Below are 18,356 nucleotides of genomic sequence, written 5' to 3' on the forward strand. Positions count from 1 at the left end.
ATGGCCGACGGTTATACTCCTGAAGGAGGACAGATGATTTCGCAGAAGAGAGAGTCAGGCACCGCGGCCACCCCCGCCGTTCCTGTCAGAACAGGTCGTGCCCATCCGGTGACCCTCCGCGAAGTGGCTGAACTGGCCGGAGTATCCACTGCCACGGTCTCCCTGGTGATCAACAAGAAGAAGAACGCCCGGATCGCCGATGAAACCCGCCAACGCGTCACCCAAGCGATCACCCAACTGGGTTACCGTCCCAACGCCATGGCCAAAACGTTGGTAAGCGGCACCTCCAAATTCATCGGGTTGGTAGCCGACGGCGTAGCCACTACGCCGTTCGCCGGCCAAATCATCCACGGCGCTCAAGACGAAGCCTGGAAACATGGCTACGCCCTGCTGATCGCGAACACCGAGGGCAACCAGGAGCTGGAAAAAGACGCAATCGCCATGATGCTCGAATACAAAGTACGCGGCATCCTGTACTCCACCTGGTTCCACCGACCTACGGACATCCCCGAAACCCTTCGGGAATCGGACTTCGTCCTGGTCAACTGTTTTTCACCACAAGCCGGAGCGGCCCGCGCCGTGGTCCCCGACGAGACCCAAGGCGGACAATCGGCAACCGAGATCCTGCTCCGCGGTGGCCACCGTCGCATCGCCTTCATCAACGCCACCACCCCCGCTCCTGCCAGGGATGGCCGGCTCCAGGGGTACAAGGACGCGCTCGATGCCGCCGGAATTCCCTTTGATCCGGCGTTGGTGCTGGAAGCCTACCCTGATCAGGAAGGCGGCTACGGCGCCACGGAGAGCCTGCTCACGCTTGGGGTGAGTGCCGTGTACTGCTACAACGACCGCATGGCCATGGGACTTTACGATGGCCTGCGGGAAAACGGGCTGTCCATCCCGGAGGACATTGCCGTGGTGGGTTTCGACAACCAGGAAGTCATCGCTGCCCACCTGCGCCCGCCGCTCTCCACAGTGTCACTGCCTCATTACGAACTCGGCGCAGCCGGCGTGCGCATGCTCCTGGGCCTGGATGCGGCTCCCCTTGATTCAGCTGTGAAGATCCCTTGCCCGCCGGTTGAGCGTTCGTCCGTAGCAGTACATTCACCGGCTCAGCGGCGGGCTTGATCCCGGCACAATCGAAGTCATACCCCGTGCGCATTGCCCGCAGGCGCTCATGGGAATAGCGTTGAGGGTGGAAGCCCAGTGGTCCCCCATCACTGGGCTTCCCTTGTGAACCTGACAGCTCTGGGAAGGACACCGCTTTGATCGGCTCTCTGGAAACGGGTGGTTCCACCGACGAGCTGACCGGGCTCGTTGGTGTCGCCGCCCAAGTAATCGAGGCCCTCGGCGAATGGGGCGTGGGCTTGCTGACGCTTCTTGAAACGGTATTCCCACCGATTCCCAGCGAAGTCATCCTCCCGCTGGCAGGCTTCCTCACCCAGCAGGGCAGCATCAACCTGCTCCTGGTGTTCCTCACCAGCACCCTGGGTGCCTATGTGGGAGCCCTGCTGTTGTACTGGCTGGGGTACAAAGTAGGCCTAAAACGGTCCATTCACCTGTTGTCGAAACTCCCGCTGGTTGATCGGGAGGATTTCGAGAAAGCCGCAGGATGGTTCGAACGGCACGGCAAATCCGCGATCTTCTTCGGCAGGCTGTTGCCAGGGGTGCGCAGCCTCATCTCCCTCCCGGCGGGCGCCGAACGCATGAACCTGATGACCTTCAGCCTCTTCACTGTCGCCGGCACCGGAGTGTGGAATGCGCTGCTCATCGGCTTGGGAGCGTTGCTCGGCAAGCAATACCACTTGGTTGACCAGTACTCACGATTTCTCAACTACGCCGTGTACGCAGGGCTGGCCGCCTTCATTGCATGGCTCGTTGTCCGCAGGGTAAGACGAGGCAAGAAAAGCGCCAAGTAAGGCCGTCTCAGTTGATGATTTCGCCGCGCTGATCCGCAAGGAGTACGGCCAAACGTTCCTTCCACTCCTGCAGTTCCCCGGGTGCCAGTCGTGTCCAGTCGGTGACTTCACCCATGACCCTGAGCGGGTCGCTGCTGCGGTATGACCGGGTGGGGTTGCCGGGGAACTTCTTGTCGGTCACGTTGGGGTCGTTCTCGAAAGCCCCCGTTGGCTCCACCGCGTACACACGTGGTTCGCCGTCACCGGCCGCGAGTTCCGCAGCGAGTCCAGCACCATCGCGAAGAGCGGTGAAATAGATGTGATTCATCACGACTTCGGGACGGTAGTTTGACCTGAAGCCTGCGCTCAGGAGATCACCTTCCCGAAGATCGGCTTTTGTTCCGTGAAAGAACGGTCCTTCGTCCAGCGGTTGATTCACAGGTACAGCCTAAACCCAGGGCATCAAGGCTTCGCGAGCGGCGGATGGATATGCCGGTCCGTGGCGGTGAACAGCGCAGCCGGGGCACCGCCGGCAGCTCCGCGGGTCTTCCGGCCGGTGTCAGTCAACTGGGGCATCATCTTGCGGGTGAAGTTGCCCGCGGCAAGAGTTGTTTCCCACACGGCGTCGTAGACGGTGCGAAGCTGCGTCAGCGTGAACTCCTCCGGCAGAAGTCGGGCAGCGACGGTGGTGTATTCCATTTTCCCTGCCAGCCGCGCCAATCCGTCGCCCAGGATAGCGCCGTGATCAAACGCCAGCTCTTTGCTTCGCAGAATCTCATGGACGGCATACCAACCAGCAGAGGCAGCATCGGACCCGGCGGCGATCCTAGGAAGTGAGATCCCGTTGGAAGCCAAGAGTGCCAGATGGGCCACGGAGACGACCCGCATCCGGGGATCCCGATCCGGGCTGGTGTAGGTAGCCAGCTGCTCGATATGAACCGGCAGCCTGCCGAGGTCCAAACCCGTTTCTTCAGCGAGTTCACGCCCTGCTGCTTGACTGGCTGATTCCTCTGCGCCGACAAAGCCTCCTGGCAGGGCAAGCCCATCCTTGAAGGGATGCTCTGCCCGCCGGACCAAAGCGACTTTCAGCATCCCTCCGGCCACGGCAAAGACCACCAGATCCACCGTCAGGGCTATGGCGGGATAGTCCCGGGGGTCGTAGCTGTCCAGAAACTTCTTTGCGGAATTCGTTTCGGGTGTCATGCCGTTGCTCCTTCCAGAACGGTTCTGGTCGCCCAGGGCGGTGAAGTAAGACTGCTCCGCTGGGCAAGGATCAGGTCGATGATCTCGACGGCGGTTTTCATGCGTCTCTCGTGGTCGCCCGTGACCAGAATCCAGGAGTGCCCTTCCTCAGTCAGGGTCTCCATAAACCACTCAGTCATTTCAGCACGCCGGTGTTCGCCTTCACGCCAGCCATCGTCTTCGAACTCCACGCCCTCGTGATCGGTGATCAGGTACACATCACGCCGAGGCAGAACGTCGGCAGCGTGGTACGAACCGAAGCTCCCTTCTCCTAGGTAGAACCGCTCCCAGAGCGTGGTCGCCAAGGCGTCGGTGTCAGCAATCACCAAGGGACAGGCGTCAGCTGCCGCATTTTCCATATCGGTCTGTCGCGCGCCGATCCGGCCGAAGTCCTGCGCTGTCCACACCATGTCCTGAAGTTTGGCGTCCGGGGTCCGCGCGCGGAGCTCGTCGAACTTCGTGTAGGTGTATTCGCGGCCAAATTCGGGGACGTCCGCGAGCCGGGGGAACCGCGTCCGGTAATGCCCGGTTAGCGCCTTGGTCAGGGTGGTGGTCCCCGTGGACTCGGCGCCAACCACAATGATGCGCGTTGCCATCTCCTGACGGGCGGGTGCGATGATGCAGGGCCAGGCCGCCCCGAGGTCATCACGGCAAAGGGTGCCGCTGATGGGGTAGGTACTCCGGGACAAATCCACGACGACGTGTTCTGCGTCAAAGGCCTGGGCCAACTGGACGCCATATTCTTCGGAGCTGAACACGGCATCGACTGAGGTTACGCCGTGGGACTTCAGCGCCAGACGCATCAGCTCAGTCTGGGCCTTCCAGATTTCGTCTGAGTGGTAATCCTCAGGGCAGTCGTTGCGCATTCCGATAACCTTCACGCCTTCGACGCCATCAAATTCATCAGCAAGCCAGGTAGCCCTGTCTTCAACGGTGATGGACTCAAAGCGGTTACCCAGGACCAGGACGGCGACCCTTTCGGCCTGCGCTGCGGCAGTGGTGATCAGGTGGGTGTGGCCTGCGTGCGGCGGGTAGAACTTGCCGATGACCATGGCTTGCTTGTACATGTCATGCTCCTGTCTTGATGGCTTCGGGGATGACCGGTGTTTCACTGCTGCGGGCACGTTTCCAGTCGAAGAGACCGTAGATGCAGAGGGCCAGGAACCCGACGTAGAGGATGGCTGTCAGTGCCAGACCGCGGCTGAAGTAGAGCGGGATGGAGACCACATCGATGAGAATCCATACATACCAGTGTTGGAAGATCTTCTTGGCCTGACCGTATGTCGCTACGAGTGAGGCGGTCAGCACGAAGGCGTCCGGCCAAGGAACCTGGGAGTCGGTTCCGTGGGTGAGGACCAGCGCCACAGCTGCAGTGCCGGCCATGGTGACGGCGATGCCAAGGAGGATCTCCTTGGCGGCGGCGTCGCGGATCCGCAGGTCGTTCTTATTGTCGGTGTCGGCGCTGCCCCGCACCCAGTTGAACCACCCATAGACGGCAACAGCCGCGAAGATCACTTGCAGAACGGTTTCCCCGTAAAGGCCGGCTCCGAGAAACAACACGATGAACGCAAGATTGTTCAGGATGCCGACAGGCCAGTTCCAGAGCTTCTGCCGGGCTACGCCATAAACACAGGCAGCACCTGTGACGAAGCCGATGACTTCGATCCAACTCACGGGACTGCCGAAGAGGTTGGGGATTGCTGCGGAATTCATCCAGTCGAGCAGTGCAATCATCGTCGTTCTTCCATTCGTTATTATCAACCTGACAAGAATGACACTACCAGAGTTATCGTCAAACTGACAATAACGTTCTCAAGCGGTCATCGAGGGCAGCTGGGACCTGGGCTCGGGCCGTGCAAGAGTCTTGAGGTTTTCCTGAGGAAGTGTTGCGGGTTTGCAGGATTTGTTCTTGATCCAGCCCCGGCAGAGTAGTTCTTGTCAGCCAGAGAGGCTGGAAGAAACGGCCGGCCGGTCTCACGGTGGCCCACCGAAAGGACACTGATTCCCATGGCCATCAGCCTCAAGACCACCTCCGGCAAGATCCTCGCTTCCGTCGCACTGGTCGGCACCGCAGCCGCCGTCGCCGGCATGGGAACCTACGGCGCGTTCACCTCCTCCACCTCCGCCTCCCAGGCCGTCACCGCAGGCACCGTCACCATCGCCCTGGGCGCCCCCGGCCCGGCCAACACCCTCAACGTCCCCATCGCGGGACTGCTCCCCGGAGACAAGGTCGAAAAACTCGTCACCCTGGCCAACAGCGGCAACTCGGACCTGAACAACGTCACCCTCACCACCTCCGCCGGAGCCACCGGATCCCTGCTCACCACGGACGTGACCAACGGCCTGCAACTGACCATCGAAAACTGCTCCGTGGCCTGGACCGGCGCCACCGCCCCCTACAACTGCACCGGCACCAAGACCACCGTCCTGGCCTCCGCCCCGGTCATCACCGCCAACAAGGTCCTCACCAACCTCACCTCCGTGACCTCGGCCAAGACCGACAACCTCAAGGTCACCACCGCGTTCCCCACCACCGCCAACAACGACTTCCAAGGCGCGACGTCCACCATCGCCTTCTCCTTCACCGGCACCCAACGCACCGAAACCACCAAGTAAGCACGCACCCCCGCTGACCCCAATGGGTCACGCGATAGACCCCAGGGGCCGGCCGGTATGCCCTTCCGGCCGGTTCTTGGCCATTTCACGTTGAACACCACGGAAGGAACGCCAAGCATGAGCGCACTGAGCACCATCATCACTCCCGCAGTTCACGGCCGGCGTTCCGCAGCGGCCACCCCGGCCCACCGGATCACCGAGATCACCACCCGGCAGGGCAAAACCGTGGACAAGCACGTCGCCACCATCCTGGTCATCGGAATGCTCGCCTCCATCTGGACCAAAGACCACACCAAGACCGCACCAGAGGAAACTGCCGGAGGCCACGATGAAATCGTCGGGTGATCCAGGCGGTGAACTGGACTTGGGCAGGCTCCAATCCCTCGCCGAGGAACTGGGAAGTCCAGAACCGGCACTGCGTTTCCTCGCCAAATACCTTGCGATGCTTCCGCAGCGTGTCGAAAGAATCGTCCACGCTGTGGACGAGCATGACGCCACGGAGACCACCACGGCCGTTCTAAGCCTGAAGATCAGCTCTTCCATGGTGGGAGCCATGGAAACGGAGCATCAGTGCCGGGCCATCGAATCAATGATCCGGGAAAACCACTTCGACGACGCCGCCCATGCGCTGCCCGCACTGCGGCAGACCGCAGACCGTTGTCTTGCTTCACGGTCCGACCTCATCAGGGCCGCGCATACATCACTGACCAGGCACAGGGGATTTTTTCGGTCTTGAGCAGACCTTGAGTGTTCACCGCGGCCTTTCCTGAGGCCCGTTCGTCACACTGGAAACACATCATCCGCACTACCGGGACGGCATCACGCACATGCATGGCAAAGGCATCATCTGGCAAGTACCGGCCATCATCCTGGCCGCCGTGCTCCTGTTGATGGGCGTCCACATTTCACCGGCGCACGCCAAGTTCAACAACACCGCATCAGGTGCGATGGCTGTCAGTGCGGCAAAGATCCCGGCGCCGGCAGCCAACACGGTCACCGTGACGAAGTCCTGCGATTCATTCCTCTGGTTTGGCCAAGCCAAAATCAGCGTCAGCACTTTCACTGCCGTCACCTACGCGAACTACCACGAGCTCAAGGTCATAGACCCCGACGGCGTTGTACAGTTCACGGGCGACCTCAGCAAGGCCTCGGGAAAGAGCTACAGCTCAGGGGTCCAGAACACGAGCAACCTCTCAGGCACCTGGACCTACCAGATCCGCGGCTACTACAAGGTGCCCAACTCCACCAACGCATGGGCGGGCACACCCCTGACAGGGACGCTGAACTGCCCGTAAGCCGCATGCCCGGGCGGGGAGATCGTCCAGGCCTCGGTCACGACACTGCTCCTATTGCTGGCTGAGGGGCTGCCCGAGCGGTTCACGTTCGGTGGGCGGTGGCTGCTTGAAACGAAGCAGTCGTATCGCCAACACAAGCAGAGCAACATGCCAGAACACAGCCAGAAGGTTCCGCATTTCGGCGCCTGAGGTCGCTATCTCGACCAAGTTGATGACGTCGGGAACGATGAAGAAACCGGTCAGAACTACTGCTGCAATCAGGGGCGGCTTGTTTGTGCTCAACCGGGACCTGATGTTCCAGATACCGCCGGAGATCAAGGCGACGGCAAGCGCCGCTTCATAGGCGTCGTACACGAATATCGAGTTCCGCTCGCTCTCGCTGAGCGTAGAGATGACCGAGCCGTACGTCACTACACCGCACCAGCCCAGTACACGGCGCCGGCATCCACTCCGGGCGGCAGCATAGACATCAACGCCGCAACGCAACAGGATCGATATTTGGCCAACGAGCCGATTCTCCGCGTCGGCCGCGTCCTGCACGGCAAGACCGCGGAAGGACCCGGCCTGCGGACGGCCATCTGGTTTCGAGGCTGCAGCATTCGCTGCAAAGGCTGCATCAACCCGCACCTGTTCAGCCCACGCGGCGGAACACAGCTGCCAGTGGCCGGGATCATCGAGGACGCCCTCACCGCCGAAGGCCTGATCTTGATCGGCGGGGAGCCCTTCGATCAACCTGACGCCGGCCACGCCCTGGCTCTGGCTCTGGCTTCGTACGACATGATCCACAGGCTAGAGGCAATCATCCCCCCGACAAAACGCGGAACGCCGGACTCTGCGGCGCCCCGTCTCCAACTGCACGCTACTATAAGGAATATAAAGACTTTAAAAAATTTATAGGAGTGTAAAAGTGGCCGTGAAGAATCCGTTCAAGCCGACAGCTGGTGCGCGCCCACCGCTTCTAGTCGGCCGGGACGATATGCGTCAGGACTTCGCCGAGAGCATCGAGAATGGGCCTGGAGCCCCTGGGCTGCTCTCTATTTTCACGGGACCCCGCGGCATCGGCAAGACAGTCATGCTGGGGGAAATTGAAGACGAAGCCATTGAACACGGCTGGATTGTCATCTCCGAAACCGCCACCGACGGCCTCGTGGACCGCATCAGTAGCGCCGTCCGCGCTGCGGCTGACGAGTTTGGGGACGGCCCTGCCGGCCGTCGGGTTACCGGGGTGACGATCGGAATCCTCCGCGTGGATACCCAGCTTCCGGCTGTTCGTGAGGTTCACTGGCGGCGGCAGATTACCGAACTGCTGGAAAAGTTGGGCGAGCAGGACACCGGGTTGCTGATCAGCATCGATGAGATTCATGCCGTGGACCGGACCGAACTCTCCGAAATCGCAGCGGTCGTCCAACATCTGATCCGCGAAAGCTTACCCATCGGCCTGGTCCTGGCTGGTCTGCCGAAGTCTGTCGAAGACTTGCTCAACGAAGGCGTCTCCACCTTCCTTCGCCGCGCCGAAAAGTACGACCTGCACAGGACCTCGATAGACGAGGTCGCCAACGCCTTCCGGGACACTTTCTCCGAAAGCGGCGTGAGCATCAGCGACGAACACCTCCAGCAGCTGGCCGAAGCGACGGGCGGCTACCCATTCCTGATCCAGCTCGTCGGCTATCACGTATGGAGTCAAGCCAGAAAATCAGGGGCGGTCGTCACCGACCAGGCGCTGGCTGCCGGTGTACAGAAAGCCCGCCGTCGCATGGGTGCCACCGTCCTGCAGTCCGCCTACTCGGCTCTTTCCGACGTCGATCAGTCGTACCTGCTGGCCATGGCTGAAGACGACGGCCCGTCCAGCACAACCACTATTGCGAAGCGTTTGGGCGTCAACGCCGTATACGGCGGCCAATACCGGCTTCGGCTATTGGCCGCTGGGGTCATCGAAACAACAAGCCGGGGATACGTCGATTTCGCCGTCCCGACATTCCGCGAATTCCTCCGCGACACACCCGCTTATGGACTTCGGCTCCAGCACCCCCAACACTGAGAGCCACGCTGTAGCGCTCTGCGACCTCCCAGAGGGTCAGCCGTTTCACTAGTGCCCATGGGGATGAGTCTGAGCGTGCCCGACTTTCCAAGCCCTGTAAGACTACTTCAGGGCTGACTAGGCTGATCACCACCACTGTCTCGACCATGGACAGTCACCAAGGTCCACGGTCCTGTGTCTGTTCAGGAGTGCGCCATGTCAGCGACCTACACGTTCGACGTCTTTTCCAGTCTCGACGGCTTCGGTTCCGCCACCGGCAACTGGACCGGCTACTGGGGCAAGCAAGGACCGGAACTGCTTGAACGCCGCCTCGCCCAGTACAGCCAGGATCAGCGGATGGTCTTCGGAGCCAACACGTTCCGGTCCTTCGTGGAAATGCTGTCCACAAGCGATGAGGACTCAGAAGTCCGCGACCCATGGGTTACCCGGATGATCCGTCTGCCGGCCACAGTCGTGTCCACCACCCTGCAAGGACCCCTTGACTGGGCCGATGCGACCCTCGTCAGCGGTGATGCCGTGGACGTCGTCGCCCGGCTGAAGGAGGAATCCAACGTACCTTTGCGCTCCCACGGGAGCCTGGCGATGAACCGGGCACTGATGGCCGCCGGACTGGTTGACCGCATTCAGGTCACGATCTTCCCGGTGATCACAGGTCAGACCGGAACGGGCTCGATCTTCCACGGCGCACAGGACTTCGACCTTGAACTCATCGAGAACCTGACACTCGACGGCCGCACGCAACAGCTCATCTATCGACCCACGCTGCACCAGTGAACTGCAGCGAAGAGCGCCCGCTCCAACCCCTCCAGTTCCCCTAAAAACGCGAGACACCCTTTCGCAGCCTGAGAACCACTCCGGTAGGTTTGTCCCCCGTGGACGTAAATGCATTGAGTGTACAAATCCAGGACAAGTCCCGCGAAGAGCTCGGGGCTTCCGGAAGAAGGTCCTGGGACCTGAGGGCCGGTCGCACGCCGGGAACCAGCACGAAGAACGACGAGACCTCCCCCGCTTCGGGCCGGTACGGTCACTGACGACTCCAAAGTGGACCTGACCTTCGCGGACACCCAGAATCTGTCCGGTACTTAGCCGTCCTTCGCACGGCGCCTCGTCCGTCGCCGGTCCCCAGGTCTTGTTGCCTGACTTCATAGTTCCCTCTATGCAGCTGGAGGGCCCGCTGGTGTCGTCTGCCTTCTTGAAAGCGTGTAGTAAACGTGTAGTGCCCTGCATTTCAGACACGAAAAACCCCTCCGTTCCGGGCAAAATCGCCGGAATGGAGGGGTTCGTGGAGCCCCCTGTCGGATTCGAACCGACGACCCCCGCTTTACAAGAGCGGTGCTCTGGCCAACTGAGCTAAGGAGGCACGCTCCGGTTACCCGAAGCACTGCGCAAAAGAGCGCTAGATAAGGTTAGCCCAGACCATCCCCGTCAACGAAATTCGCCGGGACCAGCCGGGTCAAGCCGGGACCGAGCGGTACAACAGCGGCCGGCCACCCAGGAACAAGGGTGACCGGCCGACGTCGTGCATTCCGCGAGGGTTATCAGCCCTTGGCGGTAACTGCCGTCTGGATTTCAGCGTTCAGGTCGGTGCTGCCGTCCCACTGCTTGCCGTCGATGAACACGGTGGGCGTGCCGGTGATGCCGACTGCCGCAGCTTCCTGCGTGGCAACCTTTACCCACGGACGGAACTGCTTGCTGTCGACGCAGGTGTCGATGTTGGCTGCACCAACCTCGGTAGCCATTTTCTTCAGGTCGTTGTCGGAGATGCCCGCTCCGCCTTCAGCCGGCTGGCGCTCGAAGAGCAAGTTGAAGAAGTCCGCGTACTTTTCCGGGGACGAGTTCACTACGCATGCAGCAGCATTGGCCGCGCGGGAGGAGTAATTGGTGGTGGACTGCCGGTCCAGGAAGCCGAGGGGACGGTATTCGAGGGAGATCTTGCCTTCGTTGCGGAGGTTGGTCAGCGACTCACCGTACGTGGTCTCGAACCGCTTGCACACGGGGCAGATGAAGTCGATGTAGGCAATGACCTTGACGGGCTTGCCGGCTTCGGCTTCGCCGCCGGGGACCGTCACGGTGGCAGGCGGGGTTGCTGCAGGGCTCGGGACGTCGGCAACGTTGACGCTGGCCGGCTCCGACTTAACAACTTCGCTGTTGGCCAGCAGCGTCACGCCGCCGTGGACGTTGCCGTTGGCCGGCGTCGGGCCCTGATCGGCGATAGGTGCGTTGTTCTGCGCTTGGCCGATGACAACGAAAGCCACCAACGCGATGATGACCACAACGGCAACCACAATGCCCCAGCCGACCAGAAGCTTGTTGCGCTTGTCCTTTTTCAACTGCTCTTCGCGGATTGCGCGCGCCTTTTCCCGTGCCTGGGCGGTGCGTTCAGCCTTGGACAGGCGTTGTTCGTTTGCGGGGCTCATCAGTTCCTCGGGGTATTCGACGTCAAAGGGCATAGCTAGGGCAACGGGGTCAGTTTACGGGAGCAAACTTGAAGATCTGCCGCAGACCCCTTGCCCGGTTGTTGAACGATCAAGTGCCATGGAAGATTCCGCTAGTAGGCTGGGAGTTGAGTCACAGCAACCCCAGGGAGCATTAATGCAGGATTTGGCAAGCGAAAAACTCAAGACCGAAGAAGGCGTTCGGGCTTCTCCCGTCAAGAAGCCCACGGCAACCAAGTTCGACTTCATGGTGGTCTCCAACAGGCTGCCCGTTGACCGTATCAGCGACGACAACGGACACGGCGCCGACGGTTGGCGGCGTTCGCCCGGGGGTCTCGTCACGGCGCTCGCGCCAATGATGACGAAGTCCGACGGCGCGTGGGTGGGTTGGCATGGCGCCCCGGACGAGACGGTGCGCCCGTTCAGCCATGAAGGCATGGACCTCATCCCGGTCCAGTTGAGCAGCGATGACGTCGAATTGTTCTACGAGGGATTCTCCAACGCGACCATCTGGCCGCTGTATCACGACGTCATTGCGCCCCCGGAGTTCCACCGTACGTGGTGGGATTCCTACCGCAAGGTCAACCGGAAGTTCGCCGACGCCGTGACCCGCCATGCCGCCGACGGCGCCACGGTGTGGGTGCAGGACTACCAACTCCAATTGGTTCCGCGCCTGCTGCGCGAAACCCGGCCGGACCTCAAGATTGGTTTCTTCAACCACATCCCCTTCCCGCCTCCGGAGATCTTCGCCCAACTGCCGTGGCGCCGTGAAATCATTGACGGACTGCTTGGCGCGGACCTCCTGGGCTTCCAGCGGCCCAGTGACGCCGGCAACTTCATGCGTTCGGCCCGCCGCTTCCTGGGCGCCAGCGTCAAGCAGCAGCAGGTTCACGTCAAGGGTCCCGACGGCGAAGTCACGCACATTGCCAGGGCGCAGGCCTTCCCGATCTCCATCGACGTTGCCCAGATCCGCGAGCTCGCGTCCAACCCTGAGATCATCGAGCGCGCACAGCAGATCCGCAAGGACCTCGGCAATCCGAAGACCATCCTCCTTGGCGTGGACCGGCTGGACTACACCAAGGGCATCCGGCACCGGCTCAAGGCCTTCGAGGAACTCCTTGCGGACGGACACATCAAGGTGGAGGACGCCACCCTCATCCAGGTGGCAAGCCCCAGCCGGGAACGGGTGGAACAGTACAGGCTGCTCCGCGAGGAGATCGAAGGCACCGTGGGACACATCAACGGCACCTACGACACCATCCAGAACACTGCGGTCCGCTACCTGCACCACAGCTACCCGGTGGAAGAAATGGTGGCGCTGTACCTCGCTGCGGACGTCATGCTGGTCACCGCGCTGCGCGACGGCATGAACCTGGTGGCCAAGGAATACGTCACAGCCCGCTCCGAGGATGACGGCGCGCTGGTCCTGAGTGAGTTCGCCGGCGCTGCCGACCAACTCAAGCAGGCGCTCCTGATCAACCCGCACGACATCGACGGACTCAAGTCCACCATCCTGCGGGCCATCAACCTGCCCGCCAAAGAAGCACGCCGCCGCATGAAGCTGATGCGCAAGCAAATCCTGGATCACGACGTCGATCACTGGTCGGCTGAGTTCCTGGCCGCCCTGGAAGAGAAGGTAGTGCGCGATGACAGCTGAGAGCCTTTCCCTTTCGCCGGAGTTGCTTGAAGCAGTCCGGCGAATTTCCGGCACGGAGCATTTGTTGGTGGCCCTCGATTTCGATGGCACCCTCTCCCCCATTGTGGACCGGGCGGAGGACGCCAGGCCGCTGCCCCGGTCCGCTGCGGCTTTGGAGGCACTCGCTGAACTGCCACGCACGACGACGGCACTCATCTCTGGCAGGGCCCTGGACAGCCTGCGGTTGGTCGCCTCGCCTCCTGCGGACACGCTGCTGATCGGCAGCCACGGGGCGGAAGTCTGGCTCGGTGAAGGATCCTTGGGCTTGGAACTGGACGACGAACAGCGCGCCAAGCTGGCTGCGGTCCGTGAGGTCCTCGCTGAAATCGTGAACATCGCTCCGGGGACGTTGCTTGAGGACAAGCCCGCCGGCGTCGTCCTCCACACGAGGATGGCCGACGACGACGTCGCGGAAGACGCCGTCGAGGCCGCCACCCGGGTGCTCCGCGAGCATCCGGGCGTGTACCTCAAAACCGGCAAACGCGTGCTGGAGACCTCTGTGGTCCATGCTTCCAAAGGTGAGGCCGTTGAATTCCTGCGTCAGGCAACCGGCGCTACGGCCATCCTGTTCGCAGGAGACGATGTCACCGATGAGGATGCGTTGGGCCGGCTCCTGGGTGATGATGTGGGCATCAAGGTTGGCCTGGACTTCACTCAGGCCCAGTACAGGGTAGAAGCGCCGGTGCACGTGGCGGAGTTGCTGGAAGCCCTGTTGAGGGAGCGTCGGCGGGTCACCGCCGAGGCCTAGCGAGTGACCAGCGCAACATGTGACGTTCGTAACATTTAGGTAGTATGTCCAAAAGTCTGACATACTCTTGGATGTGATGTGACGCACAGTACCGTGCGACGTCACACGATCCTCCCCGGCCATTGGCCGGGGAGTTCAACTGAAGAAAATGAACCATTCACAACGGATCGTCCGGCACGTACCTGCCGGTGAAGGGATTGATAACTGTGGCTACAGTTACTTTTGATAACGCTACGCGTCTGTACCCGGGCACAGATAAGCCCGCCGTCGATAAACTCAACATCGACATCGCCGATGGCGAATTCCTGGTCCTCGTTGGACCCTCCGGTTGCGGTAAGTCCACCTCCCTGCGCATGCTCGCAGGCCTTGAGGACGTCAACGCCGGCCGCATCCTGATCGGTGACCGCGACGTCACTGATGTCCCGCCGAAGGACCGCGACATCGCAATGGTCTTCCAGAACTACGCTCTGTACCCGCACATGACGGTTGCAGACAACATGGGCTTCGCACTGAAGATCGCCGGCATCTCCAAGGAAGAGCGCGCCGAGCGTGTTCGCGAAGCCGCCAAGCTTCTTGACCTTGAGGCTTACCTGGACCGCAAGCCGAAGGCACTCTCCGGTGGTCAGCGCCAGCGTGTTGCCATGGGCCGTGCAATCGTCCGTAACCCGCAGGTCTTCCTCATGGATGAGCCGCTGTCCAACCTTGATGCCAAGCTCCGCGTCCAGACCCGTACGCAGATTGCATCCCTCACCCGCCGCCTGGGTGTCACCACCGTTTACGTGACGCACGACCAGGTCGAGGCAATGACCATGGGTGACCGCGTCGCAGTGCTGAAGGACGGCCTGCTCCAGCAGGTTGACACCCCGCGCAACCTGTACGACCGCCCGCAGAACGTCTTCGTTGCAGGCTTCATCGGCTCCCCGGCCATGAACCTGCTGGAACTGCCGGTCGTCGACGGCGGTGTCCAGTTCGGCGGAACGGTTTACCCCGTGCCGCGCAACATCCTCGAAGAGGCTCACGGCCAGACCGTCACCGTCGGTTCGCGTCCGGAAGACCTTGAGACCGTCGGCAACGGCGAAGGCCTCCAGGTTGAGGTTGACGTCGTCGAAGAACTCGGCGCCGACGCTTACGTCTACGGCCACACCATCCTTGATGGCAAGAGCCACGACATCGTTGCACGCGTCGATGGTCGTCGCCCCCCGATGAAGGGCGAGTCCATCTTCGTTCGTCCGCAGTCCGGCCACGTGCACCTGTTCGACACCAAGACCGGCCTCCGCCTGGGCGACTAGTCCCACCGGCAGTCACATAACTCCGCATGAAAGCGGCCCGACCCCTCCAGGTCGGGCCGCTCTCGCGTTAACCTAACTCCTGCGAAAGAATGGCATGAACACGACGGACACCCTGATCCCCCGCCCCTCCCACGTCGCACTCCAGGACAGCCCTGCCTTCACGCTTGCCCCCACAGCACGGATCAGCGCCACGGCCCCAGCCACGGAGCTCGCCGAACAACTGGCCTCGCTGCTGCGCGCCGGCACCGGTTTCGAACTGCCCATCGTTGAGGACACCCGCCCCGGTGACATCTCCCTTGAGTTCGCGGAAGCGTTCGACGGCGGCCCGGAAGCGTACACGCTCAGCGTCACCGAGGGTGGCGTCAGGCTCACGGCCTCCACTCCGGCCGGACTCTTCAATGCGGTCCAGACGCTCCGCCAGCTTTTCCCTGCGTCCGTTGAGAAGGCGGACGCAAGCAACGCCGAATGGGTGATTCCCGCCGTCGACATCGCCGACGCGCCGCGGTTCGCGTACCGCGGCCTGATGCTGGACGTTGCCCGAAGCTTCTTCACGGTGGAGGAGGTCAAGGCGCAGATCGACGTCATGACCCAGTTCAAGCTGAACGCCCTGCACCTGCACCTCACGGACGACCAGTCGTGGCGCATCGAGATCCACGACCCGGAGCAAAACCCTTCGGGGTTGCCCTACGCCCAGCTGACTGCCCTGGGCGGACAAGGCGCCGTGGAGGTCCCTACAGCGGTTCCTGCCCGCGGGCGCGCGGGTTTCTACACGCAGCAGGATTTCAAGGACATCCAGGCCTACGCCGCCACCAAGAACGTGCTGGTGATCCCGGAGATTGACCTCCCGGGACACGTCAACGCCGCCCTCGCAGCGATTCCCCAGCTCAATCCCGATGGTCAGGCGAAGCCCATGAGCACCACCTCGGAGGTGGGATGGTCCACCTTTACCGCTGACCTGCCGGTCACCTACGAGTTCGTCCGCGAAGTCCTCGGGCAACTTGCCGCCATCACGGCAGGGCCCTACCTCCACGTCGGCGGCGACGAAGCCCACGTCACAGGACATGACGACTACGTGACCATGGTGCAGCAGTTCGTCCGGATCGGAGCCGAAACCGGCAAGACGGTGGTGGGCTGGAACGAGTTCGCCGCCGTCGAACTCCCGGAAGGTGCCGTCATCCAGTACTGGCACGGTGACTTCGCCCCGGTGGTCCGGCAGGCCGAAGAAAGCGGCGCGAAGGTGATCATGTCACCCGCCGCCAATACCTACCTGGACCAAAAGTACGCGTCTGACAGCCCCATCGGACTCGAATGGGTTGAAGGCGGCCCTTTCACCTGGGCCGAGTACTACAACTGGGATCCTGCCCAGGGCGGCCTCAAGGATCACCAGATCCTCGGCGTCGAAGGACCCCTGTGGACAGAAACCGTACGGAATAATGAGCAGGCGCATTGGCTGCTTTACCCCCGGGCTGTTTCCCTCGCGGAAGTCGCGTGGTCCGGCCAGGAGGTCCGCAACGCAGGTGACTTCCGACGTCGTCTGGGCGCCTTGGGCGAGCGGCTCGCCCACCAGGGCGTCGCCTTCCAGGCCGCACCCGACGTCGAGTGGTCAGCCACCTCGAAGTGGCCGTTCCCCGAAGCCGGAACGTCCTCCACCCCTAAGTACGGAACAATTGAGGCATGAGCGAGCAAAACGGAGCCCAGTGGCACGACGAACCTACCGATTACGGGCAGATCGGCAAGCTCCCCCGCACTGAAGCCGCGAGTGCGCAGGACACCGCACCGCCAGCGAGTGTTATCGGTTCCCTGAACATCACGGCGGCTGCGGCCGACCCGGAACTGTTGGATCTTCCGTGGCACATTGCCTTGGAGGATTGGCCGGCCGAGAACCTTGCGGCGCTCCCCCGCGGTATTTCGCGGCACATCGTGCGTTTCGCGCACCTGGGTGGCTCGGTCATCGCCATCAAGGAAACCTCCGAGCACGTGGCCCGCCACGAGTACCACATGCTGCGGAAGCTGGCCCGGTTGGATGTTCCCTGCGTGGAGCCGGTTGCTGTGATCACCGGACGCACCACCGCGGATGGCCGGCCGCTGAACCCTGTGCTGGTAACCCGGCACCTCAAGTTCTCCATGCCGTACCGGGCGTTGTTCTCGCAAATGCTCCGCAAGGACACCCTGACCCGGCTCATTGACGCGCAGGCCCTGCTGCTGGTTCGCCTGCACCTTGTGGGCTTCTACTGGGGTGACGTTTCGCTGTCCAACACGTTGTTCCGCCGTGATGCCGGCGCTTTCGCCGCTTATTTGGTGGACGCCGAAACGGGCGAACTCTATCCGGACCTCTCCATGGGCCAACGTGAATACGACCTCGAAATCGCCCGCGTGAACATCGCCGGTGAGCTGATGGACCTGCTCGACGGCGGGCTGATCGAGGAAAAGGTGGATCCCGTCGCCACCAGTGAGCTGATCATGGACAGCTACCGCCGGCTCTGGACCGAGCTGACGGAGAAGGAGTCCTTCGAACTCGGCGAAAGGTGGCGCGTGGCTGCCCGCATCCGGCGCCTCAACGAGCTGGGCTTCGACGTGGAGGAATACGCCATCAAGACCACGGCGGACGGCTCCACCATCCAGCTCCAGCCCAAAGTGGTCGACGCCGGTCATCACCAGCGTCGCTTGCTGCGCCTGACCGGGTTGGACGCCCAGGAGAACCAGGCCCGCAGGCTCTTGAACGACATGGACCAGTTCCGGGCGGACAACAACCCGGACCTGGACGAGGAAATCAGCGCCCACATTTGGGTCAGCCAGATCTTCGAGCCCATTGTCCGTTCCATTCCACGGCACCTGGCCGGGAAGCTGGAGCCCGCGGAAGTGGTGCACGAGGTCCTGGAGCACCGCTGGTACATGAGCCAGAAGCAGGACAGGTACGTCCCCTTGGCGGAGACGGTTCAGTCCTATCTGGACACTGTGCTGCAGCACCGCCGCGATGAGGCTGCCATCATGCTGAACCCGGATACGGAGCTGCTGAAGATCCTTGAGGTCGAGGTGGAGGAATCCGGCAGGTACGACGACGAAGACGAAGACGAATACCCGGACGCCGACGACTAGCGGAGT

20 protein-coding genes and 1 tRNA gene are annotated in these 18,356 nt (G+C 62.1%); 14 read left to right on the forward strand and 7 right to left on the reverse strand.

Annotation, left to right across the window (positions count from 1 at the left end; genetic code table 11):
* Positions 1–33: 33 nt before the first annotated feature.
* Entirely contained in the window at positions 34–1,125 is a 1,092-nt protein-coding gene (locus RQH14_RS20260; RefSeq protein ID WP_311214923.1) for a LacI family DNA-binding transcriptional regulator, read from the forward strand.
* A gap of 137 nt (positions 1,126–1,262) precedes the next feature.
* Positions 1,263–1,916, forward strand: a complete 654-nt coding sequence (locus tag RQH14_RS20265) for a DedA family protein (RefSeq protein WP_396136343.1) — start codon at positions 1,263–1,265, stop codon at positions 1,914–1,916.
* A 7-nt stretch (positions 1,917–1,923) separates the two neighbouring features.
* Here RQH14_RS20265 and arr read toward each other — a convergent pair whose 3' ends face one another.
* Genes arr through pnuC form a run of 4 tightly spaced genes read right to left on the reverse strand, consistent with a single transcriptional unit; the run spans position 1,924 to position 4,871 of the window.
* Positions 1,924–2,334 carry an NAD(+)--rifampin ADP-ribosyltransferase gene (gene arr, locus RQH14_RS20270; RefSeq protein ID WP_311214924.1) on the reverse strand — a complete coding sequence of 137 codons (411 nt, stop codon included), beginning with the start codon at positions 2,332–2,334 and terminating at the stop codon, positions 1,924–1,926.
* A 23-nt stretch (positions 2,335–2,357) separates the two neighbouring features.
* A complete protein-coding gene (locus RQH14_RS20275) occupies positions 2,358–3,098 on the reverse strand; it encodes an NUDIX hydrolase (protein ID WP_311214925.1) in 741 nt (246 codons plus the stop codon).
* Positions 3,095–4,204, reverse strand: coding sequence for an AAA family ATPase (locus RQH14_RS20280; protein WP_311214926.1), 1,110 nt, complete (start codon positions 4,202–4,204; stop codon positions 3,095–3,097). Before RQH14_RS20280 ends, RQH14_RS20275 begins: the two co-directional genes overlap by 4 nt.
* 1 nt (position 4,205) lies before the next feature.
* Complete coding sequence (pnuC, locus tag RQH14_RS20285; protein WP_311214927.1) at positions 4,206–4,871, reverse strand: nicotinamide riboside transporter PnuC; 666 nt, start codon at positions 4,869–4,871, stop codon at positions 4,206–4,208.
* Between the two features lie 273 nt (positions 4,872–5,144).
* On the opposite strand from pnuC, the gene RQH14_RS20290 reads away from it, so the two are divergent.
* The 4 genes from RQH14_RS20290 (at position 5,145) to RQH14_RS20305 (ending at position 7,048) form a co-directional block, all read left to right on the forward strand.
* Positions 5,145–5,753 (forward strand): TasA family protein, encoded by a 609-nt coding sequence (locus tag RQH14_RS20290; RefSeq protein WP_311214928.1) that lies wholly within the window; start codon positions 5,145–5,147, stop codon positions 5,751–5,753.
* A gap of 117 nt (positions 5,754–5,870) precedes the next feature.
* Positions 5,871–6,098: a hypothetical protein gene (locus RQH14_RS20295; RefSeq protein WP_311214929.1), complete on the forward strand. Its 228-nt coding sequence runs from the start codon at positions 5,871–5,873 to the stop codon at positions 6,096–6,098.
* On the forward strand, positions 6,082–6,489 hold the full coding sequence (locus RQH14_RS20300; protein ID WP_311214931.1) for an Hpt domain-containing protein: 408 nt from the start codon (positions 6,082–6,084) through the stop codon (positions 6,487–6,489). Before RQH14_RS20295 ends, RQH14_RS20300 begins: the two co-directional genes overlap by 17 nt.
* Positions 6,490–6,580: 91 nt before the next feature.
* Positions 6,581–7,048: a hypothetical protein gene (locus tag RQH14_RS20305; RefSeq protein ID WP_311214932.1), complete on the forward strand. Its 468-nt coding sequence runs from the start codon at positions 6,581–6,583 to the stop codon at positions 7,046–7,048.
* Between the two features lie 51 nt (positions 7,049–7,099).
* Here RQH14_RS20305 and RQH14_RS20310 read toward each other — a convergent pair whose 3' ends face one another.
* Positions 7,100–7,459 (reverse strand): hypothetical protein, encoded by a 360-nt coding sequence (locus RQH14_RS20310; RefSeq protein WP_311214933.1) that lies wholly within the window; start codon positions 7,457–7,459, stop codon positions 7,100–7,102.
* Between the two features lie 87 nt (positions 7,460–7,546).
* Between RQH14_RS20310 and RQH14_RS20315 the strand changes: the two genes are divergently transcribed.
* The 3 genes from RQH14_RS20315 (at position 7,547) to RQH14_RS20325 (ending at position 9,860) form a co-directional block, all read left to right on the forward strand.
* Complete coding sequence (locus RQH14_RS20315) at positions 7,547–7,945, forward strand: 4Fe-4S cluster-binding domain-containing protein (RefSeq protein ID WP_311214934.1); 399 nt, start codon at positions 7,547–7,549, stop codon at positions 7,943–7,945.
* 10 nt (positions 7,946–7,955) lie between these two features.
* Positions 7,956–9,086 (forward strand): ATP-binding protein, encoded by a 1,131-nt coding sequence (locus RQH14_RS20320; RefSeq protein WP_311214935.1) that lies wholly within the window; start codon positions 7,956–7,958, stop codon positions 9,084–9,086.
* 195 nt (positions 9,087–9,281) lie between these two features.
* Positions 9,282–9,860, forward strand: a complete 579-nt coding sequence (locus RQH14_RS20325; RefSeq protein WP_311214936.1) for a dihydrofolate reductase family protein — start codon at positions 9,282–9,284, stop codon at positions 9,858–9,860.
* 509 nt (positions 9,861–10,369) lie between these two features.
* Here RQH14_RS20325 and RQH14_RS20330 read toward each other — a convergent pair.
* Positions 10,370–10,446 (reverse strand) — tRNA-Thr (locus RQH14_RS20330).
* Between the two features lie 178 nt (positions 10,447–10,624).
* Positions 10,625–11,503 carry a thioredoxin domain-containing protein gene (locus RQH14_RS20335; protein ID WP_311214937.1) on the reverse strand — a complete coding sequence of 293 codons (879 nt, stop codon included), beginning with the start codon at positions 11,501–11,503 and terminating at the stop codon, positions 10,625–10,627.
* Between the two features lie 175 nt (positions 11,504–11,678).
* On the opposite strand from RQH14_RS20335, the gene RQH14_RS20340 reads away from it, so the two are divergent.
* The 5 genes from RQH14_RS20340 (at position 11,679) to RQH14_RS20360 (ending at position 18,350) form a co-directional block, all read left to right on the forward strand.
* Entirely contained in the window at positions 11,679–13,178 is a 1,500-nt protein-coding gene (locus RQH14_RS20340) for a trehalose-6-phosphate synthase (RefSeq protein WP_311214938.1), read from the forward strand.
* Entirely contained in the window at positions 13,168–13,965 is a 798-nt protein-coding gene (gene otsB / locus RQH14_RS20345; RefSeq protein WP_311214939.1) for a trehalose-phosphatase, read from the forward strand. Before RQH14_RS20340 ends, otsB begins: the two co-directional genes overlap by 11 nt.
* A gap of 206 nt (positions 13,966–14,171) precedes the next feature.
* The gene (locus RQH14_RS20350; protein WP_311214940.1) at positions 14,172–15,254 is read left to right on the forward strand and encodes a sn-glycerol-3-phosphate ABC transporter ATP-binding protein UgpC; all 1,083 of its coding nucleotides are present in this window, start codon (positions 14,172–14,174) and stop codon (positions 15,252–15,254) included.
* A 94-nt stretch (positions 15,255–15,348) separates the two neighbouring features.
* Positions 15,349–16,932, forward strand: a complete 1,584-nt coding sequence (locus tag RQH14_RS20355; protein ID WP_311214941.1) for a beta-N-acetylhexosaminidase — start codon at positions 15,349–15,351, stop codon at positions 16,930–16,932.
* On the forward strand, positions 16,929–18,350 hold the full coding sequence (locus RQH14_RS20360) for a DUF4032 domain-containing protein (RefSeq protein ID WP_311214942.1): 1,422 nt from the start codon (positions 16,929–16,931) through the stop codon (positions 18,348–18,350). The genes RQH14_RS20355 and RQH14_RS20360 overlap by 4 nt, the downstream gene beginning before the upstream one ends.
* Positions 18,351–18,356 lie beyond the last annotated feature (6 nt).

The organism is Arthrobacter sp. WCS2018Hpa-7 (genome assembly GCF_031843805.1).
In the GTDB taxonomy this organism is placed as follows: domain Bacteria; phylum Actinomycetota; class Actinomycetes; order Actinomycetales; family Micrococcaceae; genus Arthrobacter.

Excerpts from the sequence above, each read along its gene's own strand:
- RQH14_RS20260 (WP_311214923.1), top strand. The coding sequence starts at position 34 with ATGATTTCGCAGAAGAGAGAGTCAGGCACCGCGGCCACCCCCGCCGTT.
- RQH14_RS20275 (WP_311214925.1), bottom strand. The coding sequence starts at position 3,098 with ATGACACCCGAAACGAATTCCGCAAAGAAGTTTCTGGACAGCTACGAC.
- RQH14_RS20280 (WP_311214926.1), bottom strand. The coding sequence starts at position 4,204 with ATGTACAAGCAAGCCATGGTCATCGGCAAGTTCTACCCGCCGCACGCA.
- pnuC (WP_311214927.1), bottom strand. The coding sequence starts at position 4,871 with ATGATTGCACTGCTCGACTGGATGAATTCCGCAGCAATCCCCAACCTC.
- RQH14_RS20290 (WP_311214928.1), top strand. The coding sequence starts at position 5,145 with ATGGCCATCAGCCTCAAGACCACCTCCGGCAAGATCCTCGCTTCCGTC.
- RQH14_RS20295 (WP_311214929.1), top strand. The coding sequence starts at position 5,871 with ATGAGCGCACTGAGCACCATCATCACTCCCGCAGTTCACGGCCGGCGT.
- RQH14_RS20300 (WP_311214931.1), top strand. The coding sequence starts at position 6,082 with ATGAAATCGTCGGGTGATCCAGGCGGTGAACTGGACTTGGGCAGGCTC.
- RQH14_RS20305 (WP_311214932.1), top strand. The coding sequence starts at position 6,581 with ATGCATGGCAAAGGCATCATCTGGCAAGTACCGGCCATCATCCTGGCC.
- RQH14_RS20325 (WP_311214936.1), top strand. The coding sequence starts at position 9,282 with ATGTCAGCGACCTACACGTTCGACGTCTTTTCCAGTCTCGACGGCTTC.
- RQH14_RS20335 (WP_311214937.1), bottom strand. The coding sequence starts at position 11,503 with ATGAGCCCCGCAAACGAACAACGCCTGTCCAAGGCTGAACGCACCGCC.
- RQH14_RS20340 (WP_311214938.1), top strand. The coding sequence starts at position 11,679 with ATGCAGGATTTGGCAAGCGAAAAACTCAAGACCGAAGAAGGCGTTCGG.
- otsB (WP_311214939.1), top strand. The coding sequence starts at position 13,168 with ATGACAGCTGAGAGCCTTTCCCTTTCGCCGGAGTTGCTTGAAGCAGTC.
- RQH14_RS20355 (WP_311214941.1), top strand. The coding sequence starts at position 15,349 with ATGAACACGACGGACACCCTGATCCCCCGCCCCTCCCACGTCGCACTC.
- RQH14_RS20360 (WP_311214942.1), top strand. The coding sequence starts at position 16,929 with ATGAGCGAGCAAAACGGAGCCCAGTGGCACGACGAACCTACCGATTAC.